Below are 17,497 nucleotides of genomic sequence, written 5' to 3' on the forward strand. Positions count from 1 at the left end.
TTACGCACGCCTTCCGCGCGACGCCTCAGAAGCAGGCGACCTACAATCGTTGTCAACGATTGAATGAACCAACGGGAGGATATATGGGCGAAGAAGCAGACCTGGTGAGCGAAAAAGACCTGAAGGGACGGCGCGTGGCGGTCCTCATGACCGATGGCGTCGAGCAGGTCGAATACACCGGACCGCGCAGTTTTCTCGAGCAGAAGGGCGTGCAGGTCACCCTGGTTTCGCCGAAGCAGGCCGGCGAGGAAGTACAGGGCATGAACCACGACCAGCAGGGCGACAAGTTCAGGGTGGAGCTGAGCCTGTCGCAGGCGGATGCGGCCGATTTCGACGCGCTGCTGCTGCCCGGCGGCGAGGAAAACCCCAAGCGGCTGCGCCAGATTCCTGAAGCGATCGCCTTCATCAAGGCCTTCGACGATGCGGACAAGACGATCGCCGCGATCTGCCACGGCCCGTGGCCGCTGATCGATGCGGGCATTGCGGAGTCCAGGCACCTGACCAGCTATGCGGCGATCAAGGATGACCTGGTCAATGCGGGGGCGGAGTGGACCGATGACGAAGTGGTGGTTGACGGCAAGCTGATCACGAGCCGCAAGCCGGCGGATATCCCGGCGTTCAATGATGCGCTGATGAAGGAGTTGATGGTGATGCAGCAGGCGGGGTCGGATCCGGGCCCGACGTCGTAGGCTTTTGCTGTGTCAGTCGATTGTCAGCTGCCTGAATGGCGCCTTGAGAAACAGGGGCGCCATTTTTTTGTGCCGCTCGCTTGCGGCTGATTGCTACGGAAACGCTTTCTGTAGGTGAATTCCCAGCGTTTTCAAAGGTTGGCGTTACGGTGCTCGATCTGCAGGCATTTGCATTGTGCGCAAATTTTATACAAAGTTGCCGGGTAAGGTGAACATGCAGGTCAGGATGAATAAATGTGACCAAAGATAACATCCATGAATCCATCTCATGCGGAGTCGAATGTCTGCGCAGTAAATAAGAATCACGGCGGCGCCATAAGTTGGCACTGAAAATAGGAGACTGAGCTGTAAGCAAAAGCGGTGATAACTCCAGTGTGGTGCAAGATAATTAATTCGGAAAAAGTATAAAAAGGATATAGGCCTGAATTCCCAGGCTGACAAAAACGAGGCAAGCTGCGACTGTTTTCAGGGTAAACTTCATATTGATTGATTAAAATCGTTATCGTGGGGCGAACGTGCCAGGAAAGGAAAACATGCAAAGCCAGATAAAAACATGTGAGCCAAAGAATATGGCGTGAGTTTTTTTCAAAGAGATGTCAATTCGCGCGCTGTACATTATTGCCCATGCGCTTAGATATGTGGCCAAGGAGAACGGTAGACTTGCACCGTAAGCGAGCCCTGAAGGAAAACCTACACTCCCGAAGGTAAATAGCTCGGATACGATAAACAGGACTACATAAAATTGCAGCGCGAAGCTTATGGAGGCCAAGCCTATGCCCATAGCCTTAAGTGCAAGCTTCGTATTCATCTGAGCCCATGGCCGTAGATGAATTTCGCCAGATCAAGCCTTCTTCTGGCTCCGTCTGCACTTGTACTCGCATAATAAAAATGACCGGTTCCCTCGCCAGTATCCTTGGTCTTCTTCAGTTGCCGGTAGAGGCAGGGCACAGAAAGCAAAAGAGGAATTTGTGAAATTCCGGCGTATATTGGGTCTCCATGTTCCCTCAGATTTTTGACGACAATTTTTCTTATATTCTCTTGCTTCTTTAAGAGCTCCAGGAATTCTCTATCGATCGGGCTTCCGACAAGGATCAAATGGTCAACGATATGCCCGTTATGGGCATAAAATTGAGCCGTTTGTGCGGCGACCAAACTTCCGTAAGAGTAGCCAATCATATTGAATTGCGGTGCTGAGTTATATTCCATTCCGTGAATATGCCAGTCCTCGTCGATTGGGCTATCCCGGTACCGAACGCTCAGGCCCGAACGTATAGAGTCTACCGGCATGGTATAAGTTCTGGTTCCTCGAACAACATGTTGAATGCCGACAGTTTGAAATGCAGCTACTTGATCGGAAATGTATGGGCCGTCTAATCCAGCCCCGCCCCAATAAATTGTCCCTCGTGGTTTATTAACCTTGATGGTGATGGGCGTGGTGTCGGATTTCAGTGTCATCGCAGCTTTCGCCGTGACGTATGGAACCGGCGCCGAGGTCATGCAGTTGCTCCGGTGTAGCCCTCTGGCATTATCTCAATACACACTTCGGACGGGTCATCGGCCGCGACCTTGGCGGTCTTCCCGCCCGCGTCAGTTTTCCCCTCGACGGTTTGTCCATTGAACGTAAGACGATAGTGGCGATTGCAAAGGAGCTGACCGGTCTGCTGGTCACGTAGCAGGAAATGCTGGTCGTATCCTTCATTGGTCTTGCCGGCCCATTCGCCAGAATCATTTCGCACGAATCGAACGGGCGGCATCGTGTCGGATGCGTCGCTGACGCCATCCCGACCGTTGAGGGTAGAAAGGAGAGGGCAGCCGGCCGCGGTCTTCATGCCGTGCAGCACCCGGCAGCGAGAGTTGGAGAGTATCGAGCCGGCGAATCCTTCGGAAATGACGCAGTTTTTTTGACAGGACATTTTCGCGCCTTGGAAGGTGAAGGCTTGCCCGCTGTGCGTGAAGGTCGGTTCGCCCTCGGCCACGACGCCGCCGCATGCAGCCTGGTCTCCTTTCCGAATCCACCCGACGATGTTCATGCGCAGTCCCTCCCTGACGTCAGATGCCTAATGTAGTGGAGGGATGGCCGGCCGCGTTTGACGGTTTTGGGAAATGTCGAGTGACACCTGAGTGATCAACGAAGCGTCGATTTTTGCTGTCGTCTTGTTCAACTAGCTGGAGGGCTCGCGCCGAGAGGCAAGGGTAGGAAGGGCCGTGAAAAAGCGGTGCCTGGCCCGCTTGCAGCAGTATGGGGGGCAGGTCCGACATTTCGACACAAGCGCTTCACTGACAATGAAACACAGCCTTGTAGATGGCTGAAGGTGAGAGATGACGCGCGAGCTGCGCCGCGCACCTGCGCGTAGTGGAGTCGGAAGGCAATCGCTGCGCGACTTCCCTCCAGTCAGACGAATCGGAGAGCCTTGCGCTTGCAAGCGCAAGTCGGATTTCCGGCGGGGAGCGGTGCTCCCTGCAATCCCGGAAATCCCCCGCGTCCCGCGGGTTCAATTCCCGCCGCAGTTGGCGCCGACGAAAAAAAACCGCCGCGGCGGCTTTTTGCATACTTGGTGGAGGCGGCGGGAATCGCTGCGCGACTTCCCTTCAGTCAGACGAATCGGAGAGCCTTGCGCTTGCAAGCGCAAGTCGGATTTCCGGCGGGGAGCGGTGCTCCCCGAAATCCCGGAAATCCCCCGCGTCCCGCGGGTTCAATTCCCGCCGCAGCTGGCGCCGACGAAAAAAAACCGCCGAGGCGGTTTTTTGCATACTTGGTGGAGGCGGCGGGAATCGAACCCGCGTCCGCAAGCACTCTACAGACAGTTCTACATACTTAGCACTATCAATTAATTTAACCTGGACAACGGGGATGTGCACCCTTTGTACAAGCGAGTTACCTATTATTTAACAGTCGACTAAGTAACCCAGCCTACTGCGAGCCCCTGTAAATGACTCTACTGCCTTGCGGCCACCCCAGGGGCGAGGTGTTGTAGAGCTAGCAGCAATTAAGCTGCGAGTGCGTACGAGTTATCGTTTGCAGTTATTGATTTTCTGGATGTATTTACGAGGTAACCAGTCCTCGGTATGCCCTGCGCTGCTTCGCAACCCACGTCGAAACCAGGTCGCCCCCAACGAATCTTCATTGTACTCCAATTTGCCTGCGCACGCAGCGCAGCCGCGCACATCGAGGCAGATGTCAAGCAGTTCACGAATATGCTCAAAGCATGCCGGAACTACCATATCATTGCCGGGTTACCCGATCCGCTTTTAGTCCCTCGTCAAGGAATGGCAATGGTTTGTATCGTCTGCGGTAATCCTCAAACAGCAGGGCTTGCTGCATGGCATGCCACCTGTCCGGCCTGCCACTATGAGAGCGCGGCCCTGTCCGTTGCAATCAATGAGCATACGGGCCCCGAGGTCAATGAGGCAGAGCGCGAAGCTGGCCTGAAGGCGCTGCGACTCGAGAATTTCCGCGCGATCGTCCAGTACGCCAAGCGGCATGCGCGGCCAGGGGCACGGCGGCTGCTCGACGTGGGCAGCGCCCATGGCTGGTTCCTGGAAACGGCGCGCGACGATTTCGACGTGCTCGGCGTCGAGCCCGACGCGGTGGTGGGATCGCGCGCTGCCGCGCGGGGCCTGCCGGTACGGGCGGGCTTTTTCCCGGATGTGCTGCGCGATGACGAACGTTTCGACGTGATCGTGTTCAACGACGTCATCGAACACATCCCGGACATCGGCAGCGCGCTCGAGGCCTGCCGCCAGCGCCTGGATCGCGAAGGGATCCTGATCCTCAACCTTCCCAGCAGCAGCGGGTTTTTTTACCAGTTGTCAAAATTTATCGCCCGGCTGGGCTGGCGTACGCCCTTCGAGCGCCTGTGGCAGAAAGACCTGCCGTCGCCACACGTGCATTATTTCAGCCCGGCCAACCTGTCTAAACTGGTGGCGGGGCGTGGCTTCGAGCTGGTCGACAGCGCCGAGCTGCCGGCCCTGCGCGCCAAGGGCTTGCGCGAGCGCCTGAGCTGCGCGGGCAATGTCTCGCCCGTGTCGCTGTGGGTGCAGTACATCGCCATCATGTGCGCGATTCCCGTCCTGAAGATCTTCCCGAGCGACATCATCGTCTGCATTTTCCGAAAAAAAACCGCAGGCTGAGATCGCCTGCGGTTCTTGGGGAGTAGGGAGCGGCTTACCGGTTGCGATTAGCGATCTCGTTGCCGAGCAGGCCGCCGCCGATCACGCCGGCCACGGTAGCGAGCTTCTTGCCGTTGCCGCCGCCGATCTGGTTACCGATCAGGCCGCCAATGACGGCGCCGGTGCCGATGCCGACATAATTCGGCTGGGCAGGTGCCGGAGCAGGCTGCGGGTAGTAGCGCGGCTCGCTGGCGCGGGTGGCCTTGGCCGTGTGGTGATGGTGCACCACACGGGTTTTCTCGACCACGCGCACCACCGGCTTTTCCCTGATCACTTCCTTCACGACCACCGGGGCCGGCTGGGCTGCCTGCACGTAGGCAAGCTGCTGGCCCGCCAGCGGCATGGCCATCTGCTGCGCTTGAAGCTGCGGATTAAGCTGCTGAGGACCGGCTGCCAGCTGCATCGCCATCTGCGGCGTGACCTGGGTGGCCGCCAGCGGCGTCGCCATCTGGCCTTGCACGGCTGCGGCCGGTACCATCACGAGCTGCCCCTGGGCATTGGTCATCGGGACCATGCCTGGCTGCTGCATGCCGTAGGGCGATGCGGCTGCCAGGGCGGCTTGCGCGTCCGGGGCGCTCTTCGAGGTCGGGAGCAGGCCGGTGATGGCGGCGGCGCCGGTCAGGCTGACGATCACGACCGAGGCGGCGGCAGCTGCCATCAGTGGATGAATACGGTTGAGGCGTGCGGTGGTTTCCATGTTCTGCTCCTAGAAGACAATGTGTTGTTGTATGGGAGTAGATTACTGGCAGGCTGGTCCAAAGGATAGACCGAAGCCTGTATCAATCGTAAGGATGTGTAAGCGGGGCCAGAGGTAGTCTGGCCCGCCAGTTCGAAGGAATTCAGGCCGCGCGTTCGGCAATGCGTGCGGTGTCCACGACGGTGCGCAGCGTCTGCAGCAGGTCGGTCGGGGTGTCGAGCAGGTAGTCGGCGCCCCAGGTGGAGGGTTCGATGGCGCCGCAATAGCCCCAGTTGCAGGCCACGGTGACCATCCCCGCCGCCTGGCCGGCTTCGATGTCGCGCTTGTCGTCGCCCACGTACCAGCAATGCTGCGGATCGACGCCGAGGCGGCGCGCGCCTTCGAGCAGCGGGTCCGGATGCGGCTTGGCGCGCGGCGTGGTGTCGCCCGACACCACGCAGCCCGCATGCGACAGGCCGATCTGGGGGATCAGCGGATCGGTGAAGCGCGCCGGCTTGTTGGTAACGACGCCCCAGGCCATGCCGGCCTGTTCGATGCCCGCCAGCAGTTCGGCGATGCCGCCGAACAGCGAGCTGTGCACGGCCATATTGTCCTGGTAGCGGTCGAACCACTGCAGGCGCAGCTCTTCGTAACCCTCGTCGCCCGGACCGAGGCCGAAGGCGGCGCCGATCATGCCGCGCGCGCCGGCCGAGGCCGTAGGTCGCAGCACCGCATACGGCGTCGGCGGCAAACCGCGCTCGGTGCGCAGCCAGTTGACGGCGGCCGCGAGGTCGGGCGCGGTGTCGGCCAGGGTGCCATCGAGGTCGAACAGGACGGCACGCGGTGCAGGCAGGAAGGTCGGAAGAGTCATAGGAAAATGAAAGGCAGGATCAAAGAGGTTTGCTGCACGCCACCATGTAGTTCACATCGGTGTCGTTGTTGAGCGAATAAATCTTGGTGAGCGGATTGTAGGTCAGGCCTTTCAGGCCATCGACCTGCAGGCCGGCCAGGCGCGCATATTGCGACAGTTCGGCCGGCGTGATGAACTTGCCGTAGTCGTGGGTGCCGCGCGGCAGCATGCGCAGGATGTATTCCGCACCAATGACGGCGAACAGGTAGGACTTCGGGTTGCGGTTCAGGGTCGAGAAGAACACGCGGCCACCCGGTTTTACCAGCCTGGCGGCGGCCAGCACGATCGAGGCCGGATCCGGCACGTGCTCGAGCATTTCCATGCAGGTGACGACGTCGAACTGGCCTTCTTCTTCAAGGGCCATGTCTTCGGCAGCGATGAGCTTGTAGCGGACTTCGACGCCGGACTCCAGGCTGTGCAGGTCGGCCACTTTCAATGCCTTCTTGGACAGGTCGATGCCGGTGACTTTGGCTCCCTTGCGCGCCATCGCTTCGGACAGCACGCCGCCGCCGCAGCCGATGTCGATCACGTTCTTGCCATGCAGCGGGGCACGCGCGTTGATCCACTCCAGGCGCAGTGGATTGATTTCATGTAGCGGACGGAATTCAGACGTCGGGTCCCACCAGCGGTGGGCCAGCTCGCTGAATTTCTGGATTTCTAAGGGGTCTGCGTTCGTGGTCATAGGCGGATAATACTGGAAATGGATTGAGTTGCGGCGCGGAAAATAAGCGTGTGGATGGAGTAGCAAAACTTGGGCACCGGCCTGCGCCGGTGCGGCGGTCTCGAGGGTGCAGGATTCGAGTGACGTTCGCAAACGATTACTAATTTACGTCATCCCGGCGAAGGCCGGAATCGAAGTTCGTACCCCATCAATGGCGTACGCGCTGCCAATAAAACGAAAAAAACCCCGCCGTAGCGGGGCTCATTGGCAACAGCCGGGATTACTTGTTGACGGTACGGGTACCGACGACTTCGATCTCCACGCGGCGGTTCTTGGCGCGGCCGGCGGACGACTTGTTGTCGGCTTCCGGTTGCTTCTCGCCCTTGCCTTCGGTATAGATGCGGTTTTCTTCCACGCCCTTGCCCTTCAGGTAGGTCTTGACGGCTTCAGCGCGGCGGATCGACAGCTTCTGGTTGTAGGCATCGGTGCCGATCGAGTCGGTGTGGCCGACGGCAATGATGACTTCCAGGTTCATGTCGCCCAGCTTCGAGCTCAGGTCGTCCAGCGCTGCCTTGCCGGCTGGCTTGAGCACGGCCTTGTCGAAATCGAAGAAGGCATCGGCCGAGTAGGACACTTTTTCCGAAGTCGGCACTGGCGCCGGCGCTGGCGCAGGAGCCGGTTCAGCAACAGGAGGTGGCGGCGGTGGCGGCGGAGCGACGCACTTGCCGTTTTCCAGTTTCTCCGGTGGTACGCAGATCGGCGCGTCGCAGCCTGGCACGGCATCAGCCGGGGTCCAGTAGCCGGTGCGCCAGCACAGGCCGAAAGGATTACGGGCGATCACGCCGCGGCTGTCCTGGACATAGGCGCTGTGCGGGGTGCGTGCCTTGATGTCGGTGGTCAGCGGTGCATACGGCGGCGCGCTTTGTGCAAACGCGTTGCCTGCCAGGGCCGAAGCGATCAGCAGGAGAGTTGCCAGTTTATTCATATTCTTTTCCTTTCGGTGGATTCCGTGCGGCAATGCGTTATGCAGCGGGGCGTTGTGGTCAAGATAATAACACATCGCCCGTGTGGTCAACTTCGCATTGTGAAACAAACAATTAATTTCCTGTCCATTTTGCCACATGCACTGAAAACGTACGACTGCACCTAAATCAAACATCGTGCATATTCTTCATCACGTTGTTTTGTCGCAACATTGAGTCAAATCCACTATGTTCGGATCGACAATATTGGAAGTCTCCGCCGTCACCTTTTGACCTGCAGAGGAATTGTGCTGGCAATAAGAGGTGCATGGTAGAATCACGAGTTAGAAAAACCTCACCACCAGCCTGAAAGCAGTCGACCCGCCCAATGGATCAATTCGCAAAAGAAACAGTTCCCATTTCCCTAGAAGAAGAAATGCGCAAGAGCTACCTCGACTACGCGATGAGCGTGATCGTGGGACGTGCTCTGCCGGACGTGCGTGACGGCCTCAAGCCGGTGCACCGCCGCGTGCTGTACTCCATGCACGAGAGTAATTACAACTTCAACCGCCCGTACGTGAAGTGCGCGCGCGTGGTTGGCGATACCATGGGTAAATACCACCCGCACGGCGACGCGTCGATCTACGACACGCTGGTGCGCATGGCCCAGGACTTCTCGCTGCGCTACACGCTGGTGGACGGGCAGGGCAACTTCGGCTCGATCGACGGTGACAGCGCCGCGGCGATGCGTTACACCGAGTGCCGCCTCGACAAGATCGCGAGCGAACTGCTGGCCGACATCGACAAGGACACGGTCGACTTCCAGCCGAACTATGACGGCAAGGAAAAAGAACCGACCGTCCTGCCGACCAAGATCCCTAACCTCTTGATCAACGGTTCGTCGGGCATCGCGGTCGGCATGGCGACGAATATCCCGCCGCACAACCTGTCGGAGATCATCAACGGCGCCCAGCACCTGCTGCGCAACCCGGACTGCACGATCGACGAGCTGATCGAGATCATCCCGGCGCCGGACTTCCCGACTGCCGGCATCATCTATGGCGTCTCGGGCGTGCGCGACGGTTACCGCACCGGCCGCGGCCGCGTGGTGATGCGCGCCAAGACCCACTTCGAAGAGTATGGCAAGGATGGCGGCCGCATCGCGATCATCATCGACGAGCTGCCCTACCAGGTTAATAAAAAATCGCTGCTCGAGCGTATCGCCGAGAACGTGCGCGACAAGAAGCTCGAGGGCATCAGCGACATCCGCGACGAGTCCGACAAGTCGGGCATGCGCGTGGTCATCGAGCTCAAGCGCGGCGAAGTGCCGGAAGTGGTGCTGAACAACCTGTACAAGCAGACCCAGCTCCAGGACACCTTCGGCATGAACATGGTGGCGCTGGTCAACGGCCAGCCGAAGCTGCTGAACCTCAAGCAGATGCTCGAGTGCTTCCTGTCGCACCGCCGCGAAGTGGTCACCCGCCGCACCGTGTTCGAGCTGCGCAAGGCGCGCGAGCGCGGCCACATGCTCGAAGGCCTGGCAGTCGCCCTGGCGAACATCGACGACTTCATCGCGATCATCAAGGCCGCGCCGACCCCGCCGATCGCGAAAGTGGAACTGATGCAGAAGGCCTGGGATTCGTCCCTGGTCCGCGAAATGCTGCTGCGTACCGCAGAAGGCAGCACCATCGGCGGCGTCGAGGCTTTCCGTCCCGAGCACCTGCCGAAGCACTACGGCATGCAGCTTGATGGCCTGTACAAGCTGTCCGACGAGCAGGCCCAGGAAATCCTGCAGATGCGCCTGCAGCGCCTCACCGGCCTGGAGCAGGACAAGATCGTCAACGAGTACAAGGAAGTGATGTCGCACATCGCCGACCTGCTCGACATCCTGTCGCGTCCGGAACGCGTGACGACCATCATCAGCGACGAGATGGTCCAGATCAAGACCGACTACGCCGAGAACGGCAAGGACACCCGCCGTTCTGTCATCGAGCACAATGCCAGCGACCTGGATACCGAAGACCTGATCACCCCGCAGGACATGGTGGTCACGCTCTCGCATACCGGCTACATGAAGTCGCAGCCGATCGCCGAATATCGCGCCCAGAAGCGCGGCGGCCGCGGCAAGCAGGCGATGGCGACCAAAGACGAAGACTGGATCGACCAGCTGTTCATCGCGAATACGCACGACTACATGCTGTGCTTCTCGAACCGCGGCCGCATGTACTGGCTGAAGGTTTGGGAAGTGCCGCAAGGCTCGCGCAATTCGCGCGGCAAGCCGATCGTCAACATGTTCCCGCTGCAGGACAACGAGAAGATCACGGTGATCCTGCCGCTGTCGGGCGTGAACCGCAGCTTCCCGGAAGACCACTACGTGTTCATGTCGACTTCGCTCGGCACCGTCAAGAAAACCCCGCTGAAGGACTTCAGCAACCCGCGCAAGGCCGGCATCATCGCGGTCGACCTGGACGAAGGCGACTTCCTGATCGGCGCCGCACTCACCGACGGCCAGCACGACGTGATGCTGTTCTCGGACGGCGGCAAGGCAGTGCGCTTCGACGAGAACGACGTGCGCCCGATGGGCCGTACCGCTAGAGGCGTGCGCGGCATGAACCTCGAAGAAGGCCAGCAGGTCATCGCGCTGCTGGTGGCCGAGAACGAGCAGCAGTCGGTGCTCACGGCCACCGAGAACGGCTTCGGCAAGCGCACCCCGATCCTTGAATACACCCGCCATGGCCGCGGCACCAAGGGCATGATCGCGATCCAGACCAGCGAGCGTAACGGCAAGGTCGTCGCCGCGACCCTGGTCGACACCACCGACGAGATCATGCTGATCACGACCGGCGGTGTGTTGATCCGCACCCGCGTGTCGGAGATCCGCGAGATGGGCCGCGCGACCCAGGGCGTGACCCTGATCGCAGTGGAAGACGGCACCAAGCTGTCCGGCCTGCAGCGCATCGTCGAAACCGACCTCGAAGAGGTCGAGCTCGAACAGGCGCCGGAGTAAACTGCAAGGGAAGGGCTGCCTCGTGCAGCCCTTCTGTTTTTCGCACGGCCTGGTGAGCCTGTGCGCAAGTCGACGTCACCGGCTGCACCGGCCGCTTAAGAGCCCGATGAAAAAATTCTTCGTTTCCCTGGCCGCTGTCGCCACGTTTGCAGCCCTCCCATCCTTCGCCCTGGCCGCACCTGGCGCGGACCCGCAGACCACCGTCGCCGTCAAGGCCATGCTCGATGCAATGGAAGTTCGCAAGCTGATGACCGCGCAATTTGCGGAGATGGAAAAGGCCATGCCGGCGATGATGCGCGCCCAGCTCGCGAGTGTCGTGCAGAGCGACCCTGGCATGAACGCGGAGAAGAAGCAGGAAGCGCTGGCGAAAATCGACAGGATGCTGCCGAGCGTGACCAGGGCAGTCGGCAAGCTGTTCCGCGATCCGACCCTGACCGACGACATGATCGCCGAAATGGTGCCACTGTATGCCACCCACTACACGGTTGCCGAGATCAAGGAGCTGACCGTCTTCTACCGCACGTCTCTGGGCCGCAAGATGCTGTCGGTGACCCCGCGGCTGACGGCCGAAAGCATGGCGGTCGGCCAGCGTGTCGTGACCCCGCGTCTCGGCAAGCTGATGCAGGATGTGATGCAGGACGTGCAGAAACCCTAACAGGACAGGAAAGGACCGCCGCATGGCCCAACCCACGCAGATCCATAATTTCTCGGCCGGACCGGCCGTGCTTCCGAAGGTAGTGCTGCAGCAGGCAGCGAGCGAGATGCTCGACTGGCACGGCAGCGGCATGTCGGTCATGGAGATGAGCCACCGCGGTCCGGAATTCATCTCGATCTACAAGCAGGCCGAGGCCGACCTGCGCGAACTGCTGGCGGTGCCGCCCAACTACAAGATCCTGTTCATGCAGGGCGGGGGACTGGCGCAGAACGCCATCATCCCGATGAACCTGGCCGGCTGCTGCGGCCAGCCGGCCACCATCGACTTCATCCACACCGGAACCTGGTCTGGCAAGTCGATCAAGGAAGCTAAACGCTACGCCAACGTGAACATCGCCGCATCCGGCGAAGCGGGCGGGTTTACTTCGGTGCCGCCACAGGACACCTGGCGCCTCACCCCCGGCGCGGCTTACCTCCACATCTGCACCAACGAAACCATCGACGGAGTCGAGTACAACTTCGTGCCCAAGGTCGATCCACGCCTGCCGATCGTGGCCGACATGTCTTCGCACATCCTGTCGCGGACCATCGACGTGTCGCAGTACGGCCTGATCTTCGCCGGCGCCCAGAAGAATATCGGCCCGGCCGGCCTGACCATCGTGATCGTGCGCGACGACCTGCTGGAGGATGCGCTGCCGGACTGCCCCTCGGCCTTCCACTACAAGACGGTGGCCGAGCACGAATCGATGTTCAATACGCCGCCGACCTATGCGATCTATATCGCGGGCCTGGTGTTTGCCCACCTCAAGGCGCAGGGCGGGGTGGCGGCGATGGAACAGCGTAATATCGAGAAAGCGCGCCTGCTGTACGAGGCGCTGGACGCCGACGATTTTTACCAGAATCGCGTGGCGCTGGACTGCCGCTCGCGCATGAACATACCGTTCTTCCTGCGCGACGAATCCCTGAACGAACAATTCCTGGCCGGCGCGAAGGCGCGCGGGCTGCTGCAACTGAAGGGCCACAAGTCCGTCGGCGGCATGCGGGCATCGATCTACAACGCGATGCCGCTCGAGGGGGTGCAAGCCCTCGTCGATTATTTGAACGAATTCGCGGGACGGTAAGCCCGAATTGCCGTGACCCGTAGGGTGGGCGGCTCCGCCGCCCGCGCGTTCATCCAGCGGTAGCACGGACGCGAAACGGTTTTCACGGGCTAACTATCACCGCGTGGGCGGGAAACCCGCCCACCCTACGAGAACGCGTTCACGCCGCGCCGCGAATTTTGCCAACGCCCGATTTCTGGTTGAACTACATGTCCGAAAAACTCACCCCCCTGCGCGAACAGATCGATGCGATCGACGCGCAAATCCTGGAACTCCTGGGCCGGCGCGGCCGCGTCGCCCAGGAAGTCGGCCACGTCAAGGCCGAAACCAACGCCCCGGTGTTCCGCCCCGAGCGCGAAGCGCAGGTGCTGCGCGGCGTGGCCGAGCGCAACCCCGGCCCGCTGAAAGACCAGGACGTCCAGACCATCTTCCGCGAGATCATGTCGGCCTGCCGCGCACTCGAAAAGCGCGTCACGGTGGCCTATCTCGGCCCGTCCGGCACCTTCAGCGAGCAGGCCGTGTTCCAGCAGTTCGGCACCGCCATCGAGACGCTGCCCTGCGTGTCGATCGACGAGGTGTTCCGCGCTACCGAGGCCGGCACCGCCGACTTCGGCGTGGTCCCGGTCGAGAACTCGTCGGAAGGGGCGATCAACCGTACGCTCGACCTGATGCTGGCGACGACCACTACCATCAGCGGCGAGATCTCCATTCCCGTGCACCACAGCCTGATGACGAAAACCGGTTCCATGGATGGCGTCAGCGTCGTCTGCGCACACTCGCAGGCGCTGGCCCAGTGCCAGGTCTGGCTCAACCTGCACCATCCCGGCATCGAGCGTCGCGCCGTCGCGTCGAATGCCGAAGCCGCGATCCTGGCCAGCCAGGACCCGACGGTTGCGGCGATCGCCAGCGAGATGGCGGGCGAGCAGTATCAACTCGGCGTGGTGCAGGCCCACATCCAGGACGATCCGCACAACCGCACCCGCTTCGCGGTGATCGGCAGCCTGCAGACCGGCCCATCGGGCCGCGACCACACCTCGGTGGTGCTGGCCGTGCCGAACAAGGCCGGCGCCGTCTACAATTTGCTGGCGCCGCTGGCGAAGCATGGCGTGTCAATGACCCGCTTCGAATCGCGCCCGGCGCGCATCGGCACCTGGGAATACTATTTTTATGTCGACATCGAAGGCCACGTCCACGATGCCGCCGTCAGCCGCGCGCTGGAAGAACTGAAAGACAACGCCGCTTTCTTCAAGGTGCTGGGTTCCTACCCGCAAAGCCTCTGAGCGCTTCCTGATTTCTACTTTTATTCGAGAATCCCATGTCCCAATTCGGTCCAGATTACGTTCGCGCCATCGCCCCTTACCAGGCCGGCAAACCCATCGCTGAAGTCGCCAGAGAGTTCGGCCTCGACGAAGCCAGCATCGTCAAGCTGGCCTCGAACGAGAACCCGTTCGGCGTGCCGGAGTCGAGCCGCGCCGCGATGGCGCAGGCCGCCGCAGACCTGGGCCGCTACCCGGACGCCAACGGTTTCGAGCTGAAGGCCGCGTTATCAAGCCGCTACGACGTGCCGGCCGAATGGATCACATTGGGCAACGGCAGCAACGACATCCTCGAAATCGCCGCCCACGCCTTCGTGCAGAAGGGCGAGTCGGTGGTGTACTCGCAGTATTCCTTCGCCGTGTATGCGCTGGCAACCCAGGGCGTGGGCGGGCGCGCGATCGTGGTCCCCGCCAGGGACTACGGCCACGACCTGGATGCGATGGCGGCGGCCATCGAAGCCGACACCCGCCTGGTCTATGTCGCCAACCCGAATAACCCGACGGGCACCTTCATTTCGGCCGAGCAGATCGAAGCCTTCCTGGACAAGGTCCCGGCCAACGTGGTCGTGGTGCTCGACGAGGCCTATAACGAATACCTGGCCTTGGCGCACCAGTTCGAGTCGAGTGCCTGGGTGCGCAAATACCCGAACCTGGTCGTCTCGCGCACCTTCTCGAAAGCCTACGGCCTGGCCGGCCTGCGCGTGGGCTTCGCCATCGCCCAGCCTGCGGTGACCGACCTGATGAACCGCATCCGGCAGCCTTTCAACGTCAACTCGCTGGCGCAGGCCGCGGCGATCGCCGCGCTGAACGACAAGGAATTCCTGGAGAAGGGCGCCCGCAACAACGCCGAGGGCTACCAGCAGATGATCGCCGCTTTTGAAGAGCTGGGCCTGGAATATGTGCCGTCGTTCGGCAACTTCGTGCTGGTCAAGGTCGGCAGCGACGACGCGGCCGGTGCACGCGTCAACCTGGCGCTGCTCAAGCAGGGCGTGATCGTGCGCCCGGTCGGTAACTATGGCCTGCCGCAGTGGCTGCGCATCTCGATCGGCCTGCCGCAGGAGAACGCTACCTTCATCGAAGCGCTGAAGAAGGCCTTGGGTTGATGATCGAACGGCTCGTCATCGTCGGCGCCGGCCTGATCGGCGGATCCTTCGCGCTGGCGCTGAAGGAGGCCGGCGCAGTGCGCACGGTGGCCGGCCTGGGGCGCTCGCCCGACGCGATGGCACGCGCGCTGGAGCTGGGCATCGTCGACGAAGTCTGCGCCACGCCGCAAGATGCCATGCGCGGCGCCGACCTGGTGCTGCTCGCTGCGCCCGTGGGCCAGACCGGGCCTATCCTGGCTTCGCTCCTGCCTTATCTCGAGCCGCAGACCATCATCACCGACGCCGGCAGTACCAAGTGCGACGTGGTGGCTGCCGCACGTGCAGCATTGGGCGCGCATGTCGGCCAGTTCGTGCCCGGCCACCCGATCGCCGGCAGCGAATCGAACGGTCCCGATGCCGCAATGCCCGGCCTGTACCGTGGCAAGAAGACCGTGCTCACGCCGCTGCCGGAAAACGCCGCCGGCGACGTCGAGCGCGTAGCAAGCGCCTGGCGCCTGTGCGGCTCGCTCATCCATACCTTGAGCGCGCAAGACCACGACCGCGTGTTCGCCGCAGTCAGCCACCTGCCGCATTTGCTGGCCTATGCGCTGGTGGACGACATCGCCGCCAAGCCGCATGCGGGCATGCTGTTCCAGTACGCCGCCAGCGGCTTCCGCGATTTCACCCGCATCGCCGGCTCCTCGCCCGAGATGTGGCGCGACATCAGCCTGGCCAACCGCGACGCCTTGCTCCACGAGCTCGATGCTTATCTGGCACAATTAACGACATTGCGGGCCCACCTTGCAGCCGCCGACGGTCCCGGCCTCGAAGCTGTTTACGCCAACGCGCAGCGCGCGCGGCGCGAATGGATCGAGGCGATCGAGGCCGGCTCGCCCCCGCCGCAACACCAGGACACAGAATGACGCAGTCTAAACACTACCCCGAACACATCGACTTAGAGCCGGTCATCCACGTCGAAGGATCGGTGCGCCTGCCGGGTTCCAAGAGCATCTCGAACCGCACGCTGCTGCTCGCGGCGCTGTCCGAAGGCACCACCACCATCCACGACCTGCTGGCCTCGGACGACACCATGGTGATGCTGGGGGCGCTGCGTTCGCTCGGCATCAAGTGGGATGAAGTCGACGAGCGCACCGTCATCGTCCACGGCAATGGCGGCGTGCTGCCGGTCCACCAGGCCGACCTCTTCATGGGCAATGCCGGCACCGCGATCCGCCCGCTCACCGCCGCCCTGGCCGTGATCGGCGGCGACTACACCCTGCACGGCGTCTCGCGCATGCACGAACGCCCGATCGGCGACCTGGTCGAGGCACTGAACGAGGTCGGCGCCCAGATCGAGTACACCGGCGAAGCCGGTTTCCCGCCACTGCGCATCCGCCGTGGCCACATCCACGCGCACCGCATGGCGGTGCGCGGCAATGTGTCGAGCCAGTTCCTGACTGCGCTCCTGATGGCGGCGCCCCTGATGGCCCTCACTCACGCGGTATCGATCGACGTGGTCGGCGAGCTGATTTCCAAGCCCTATATCGAGATCACCCTGAACCTGATGCGCCGCTTCGGCGTGACGGTGGAGCAGAACGGCTGGTCCTCGTTCACCGTGCATCCGGGCCAGCGCTACGCCTCGCCGGGCAGCATCCATGTCGAGGGCGATGCCTCGTCGGCCTCGTACTTTTTGGCGGCCGGCGCGATCGGCGGCGGGCCGGTGCGGGTCGAGGGCGTGGGCGAACACAGCATCCAGGGCGACGTGCGCTTCGCCGACGCGCTCGAGCGCATGGGCGCCATCGTCACCCGCGGCGAGAACTGGATCGAGGCGCGTTCGAACGGCGTATTGAAAGCCATCGACGCCGACTTCAACCACATCCCGGACGCGGCGATGACCATCGCGGTGGCCGCGCTGTATGCGGACGGCCCGAGCACGCTGCGCAATATCGGCAGCTGGCGCGTGAAGGAAACCGACCGCCTGGCCGCGATGGCGACCGAATTGCGCAAGGTCGGCGCCGAAGTGGAGGAGGGGCCGGACTACATCCGCATCACCCCGCCCGAGCAGCTGAAGCCCGCCACCATCGACACCTACGACGACCACCGGATGGCGATGTGCTTCTCGCTGGCTTCTCTCGACGGCAAGGCGCGCAGGGGCAACGCCATGCGCATCAACGACCCGAAGTGCGTGGCCAAGACCTTCCCCGAGTATTTCGAGGCGTTCGCGGGTATCGCCAGGAACGAATTATTCTGAACACGTAACCGCGTGGGCG

At 61.8% G+C, this 17,497-nt stretch carries 15 protein-coding genes and 1 other RNA gene; 9 read left to right on the forward strand and 7 right to left on the reverse strand.

The genetic code is table 11. From position 1 onward, the window contains the following. The first annotated feature begins 83 nt into the window (after positions 1–83). The gene (locus HGB41_RS16095) at positions 84–689 is read left to right on the forward strand and encodes a type 1 glutamine amidotransferase domain-containing protein (protein ID WP_171086229.1); all 606 of its coding nucleotides are present in this window, start codon (positions 84–86) and stop codon (positions 687–689) included. Between the two features lie 804 nt (positions 690–1,493). Here HGB41_RS16095 and HGB41_RS16100 read toward each other — a convergent pair. From HGB41_RS16100 to ssrA, 3 genes are all read right to left on the reverse strand, one after another. Next, complete coding sequence (locus HGB41_RS16100) at positions 1,494–2,186, reverse strand: alpha/beta fold hydrolase (protein WP_171086231.1); 693 nt, start codon at positions 2,184–2,186, stop codon at positions 1,494–1,496. Further along, on the reverse strand, positions 2,183–2,719 hold the full coding sequence (locus HGB41_RS16105; RefSeq protein ID WP_171086233.1) for a PAAR domain-containing protein: 537 nt from the start codon (positions 2,717–2,719) through the stop codon (positions 2,183–2,185). Before HGB41_RS16105 ends, HGB41_RS16100 begins: the two co-directional genes overlap by 4 nt. Positions 2,720–3,443: 724 nt before the next feature. Next, positions 3,444–3,801: a transfer-messenger RNA gene (gene ssrA, locus HGB41_RS16110) on the reverse strand. An 83-nt stretch (positions 3,802–3,884) separates the two neighbouring features. On the opposite strand from ssrA, the gene HGB41_RS16115 reads away from it, so the two are divergent. Continuing rightward, positions 3,885–4,820 carry a class I SAM-dependent methyltransferase gene (locus tag HGB41_RS16115; RefSeq protein WP_229423064.1) on the forward strand — a complete coding sequence of 312 codons (936 nt, stop codon included), beginning with the start codon at positions 3,885–3,887 and terminating at the stop codon, positions 4,818–4,820. 34 nt (positions 4,821–4,854) lie between these two features. Here HGB41_RS16115 and HGB41_RS23865 read toward each other — a convergent pair whose 3' ends face one another. The 4 genes from HGB41_RS23865 to ompA all read right to left on the reverse strand — a co-directional run bounded on the left by HGB41_RS23865 (position 4,855) and on the right by ompA (position 8,091). Further along, a complete protein-coding gene (locus tag HGB41_RS23865; protein ID WP_171086235.1) occupies positions 4,855–5,556 on the reverse strand; it encodes a glycine zipper 2TM domain-containing protein in 702 nt (233 codons plus the stop codon). A 142-nt stretch (positions 5,557–5,698) separates the two neighbouring features. Next, positions 5,699–6,406: an HAD family hydrolase gene (locus tag HGB41_RS16125; protein ID WP_171086237.1), complete on the reverse strand. Its 708-nt coding sequence runs from the start codon at positions 6,404–6,406 to the stop codon at positions 5,699–5,701. 19 nt (positions 6,407–6,425) lie between these two features. Then, a complete protein-coding gene (gene ubiG, locus HGB41_RS16130) occupies positions 6,426–7,127 on the reverse strand; it encodes a bifunctional 2-polyprenyl-6-hydroxyphenol methylase/3-demethylubiquinol 3-O-methyltransferase UbiG (protein ID WP_171086240.1) in 702 nt (233 codons plus the stop codon). A gap of 259 nt (positions 7,128–7,386) precedes the next feature. Then, positions 7,387–8,091 carry an outer membrane protein OmpA gene (gene ompA / locus HGB41_RS16135; RefSeq protein ID WP_171086242.1) on the reverse strand — a complete coding sequence of 235 codons (705 nt, stop codon included), beginning with the start codon at positions 8,089–8,091 and terminating at the stop codon, positions 7,387–7,389. 365 nt (positions 8,092–8,456) lie between these two features. On the opposite strand from ompA, the gene gyrA reads away from it, so the two are divergent. The 7 genes from gyrA (at position 8,457) to aroA (ending at position 17,478) form a co-directional block, all read left to right on the forward strand. Continuing rightward, the gene (gene gyrA, locus HGB41_RS16140; protein ID WP_171086244.1) at positions 8,457–11,075 is read left to right on the forward strand and encodes a DNA gyrase subunit A; all 2,619 of its coding nucleotides are present in this window, start codon (positions 8,457–8,459) and stop codon (positions 11,073–11,075) included. 106 nt (positions 11,076–11,181) lie between these two features. Continuing rightward, on the forward strand, positions 11,182–11,730 hold the full coding sequence (locus HGB41_RS16145) for a DUF2059 domain-containing protein (RefSeq protein WP_171086246.1): 549 nt from the start codon (positions 11,182–11,184) through the stop codon (positions 11,728–11,730). Between the two features lie 22 nt (positions 11,731–11,752). After that, entirely contained in the window at positions 11,753–12,850 is a 1,098-nt protein-coding gene (gene serC / locus HGB41_RS16150; protein WP_171086247.1) for a 3-phosphoserine/phosphohydroxythreonine transaminase, read from the forward strand. Positions 12,851–13,038: 188 nt separating this feature from the next. After that, complete coding sequence (pheA, locus tag HGB41_RS16155) at positions 13,039–14,109, forward strand: prephenate dehydratase (protein WP_171086249.1); 1,071 nt, start codon at positions 13,039–13,041, stop codon at positions 14,107–14,109. A gap of 35 nt (positions 14,110–14,144) precedes the next feature. Next, complete coding sequence (hisC, locus tag HGB41_RS16160; RefSeq protein ID WP_171086251.1) at positions 14,145–15,248, forward strand: histidinol-phosphate transaminase; 1,104 nt, start codon at positions 14,145–14,147, stop codon at positions 15,246–15,248. Beyond that, positions 15,248–16,150 (forward strand): prephenate dehydrogenase, encoded by a 903-nt coding sequence (locus HGB41_RS16165; RefSeq protein WP_171086253.1) that lies wholly within the window; start codon positions 15,248–15,250, stop codon positions 16,148–16,150. The genes hisC and HGB41_RS16165 overlap by 1 nt, the downstream gene beginning before the upstream one ends. Next, on the forward strand, positions 16,147–17,478 hold the full coding sequence (gene aroA / locus HGB41_RS16170) for a 3-phosphoshikimate 1-carboxyvinyltransferase (protein ID WP_171086256.1): 1,332 nt from the start codon (positions 16,147–16,149) through the stop codon (positions 17,476–17,478). Before HGB41_RS16165 ends, aroA begins: the two co-directional genes overlap by 4 nt. Positions 17,479–17,497 lie beyond the last annotated feature (19 nt).

Origin of the sequence: Telluria aromaticivorans (assembly GCF_013003915.1) — a bacterium.
GTDB classification, from domain to species: Bacteria; Pseudomonadota; Gammaproteobacteria; order Burkholderiales; family Burkholderiaceae_D; genus Telluria; species Telluria aromaticivorans.

What these genes read in the sequence shown, in the direction of transcription:
- HGB41_RS16095 (WP_171086229.1), top strand. Translation starts at nt 84, where the DNA reads ATGGGCGAAGAAGCAGACCTGGTGAGCGAAAAAGACCTGAAGGGACGG.
- HGB41_RS16100 (WP_171086231.1), bottom strand. Translation starts at nt 2,186, where the DNA reads ATGACCTCGGCGCCGGTTCCATACGTCACGGCGAAAGCTGCGATGACA.
- HGB41_RS16105 (WP_171086233.1), bottom strand. Translation starts at nt 2,719, where the DNA reads ATGAACATCGTCGGGTGGATTCGGAAAGGAGACCAGGCTGCATGCGGC.
- HGB41_RS16115 (WP_229423064.1), top strand. Translation starts at nt 3,885, where the DNA reads ATGCTCAAAGCATGCCGGAACTACCATATCATTGCCGGGTTACCCGAT.
- HGB41_RS23865 (WP_171086235.1), bottom strand. Translation starts at nt 5,556, where the DNA reads ATGGAAACCACCGCACGCCTCAACCGTATTCATCCACTGATGGCAGCT.
- HGB41_RS16125 (WP_171086237.1), bottom strand. Translation starts at nt 6,406, where the DNA reads ATGACTCTTCCGACCTTCCTGCCTGCACCGCGTGCCGTCCTGTTCGAC.
- ubiG (WP_171086240.1), bottom strand. Translation starts at nt 7,127, where the DNA reads ATGACCACGAACGCAGACCCCTTAGAAATCCAGAAATTCAGCGAGCTG.
- ompA (WP_171086242.1), bottom strand. Translation starts at nt 8,091, where the DNA reads ATGAATAAACTGGCAACTCTCCTGCTGATCGCTTCGGCCCTGGCAGGC.
- gyrA (WP_171086244.1), top strand. Translation starts at nt 8,457, where the DNA reads ATGGATCAATTCGCAAAAGAAACAGTTCCCATTTCCCTAGAAGAAGAA.
- HGB41_RS16145 (WP_171086246.1), top strand. Translation starts at nt 11,182, where the DNA reads ATGAAAAAATTCTTCGTTTCCCTGGCCGCTGTCGCCACGTTTGCAGCC.
- serC (WP_171086247.1), top strand. Translation starts at nt 11,753, where the DNA reads ATGGCCCAACCCACGCAGATCCATAATTTCTCGGCCGGACCGGCCGTG.
- pheA (WP_171086249.1), top strand. Translation starts at nt 13,039, where the DNA reads ATGTCCGAAAAACTCACCCCCCTGCGCGAACAGATCGATGCGATCGAC.
- hisC (WP_171086251.1), top strand. Translation starts at nt 14,145, where the DNA reads ATGTCCCAATTCGGTCCAGATTACGTTCGCGCCATCGCCCCTTACCAG.
- HGB41_RS16165 (WP_171086253.1), top strand. Translation starts at nt 15,248, where the DNA reads ATGATCGAACGGCTCGTCATCGTCGGCGCCGGCCTGATCGGCGGATCC.
- aroA (WP_171086256.1), top strand. Translation starts at nt 16,147, where the DNA reads ATGACGCAGTCTAAACACTACCCCGAACACATCGACTTAGAGCCGGTC.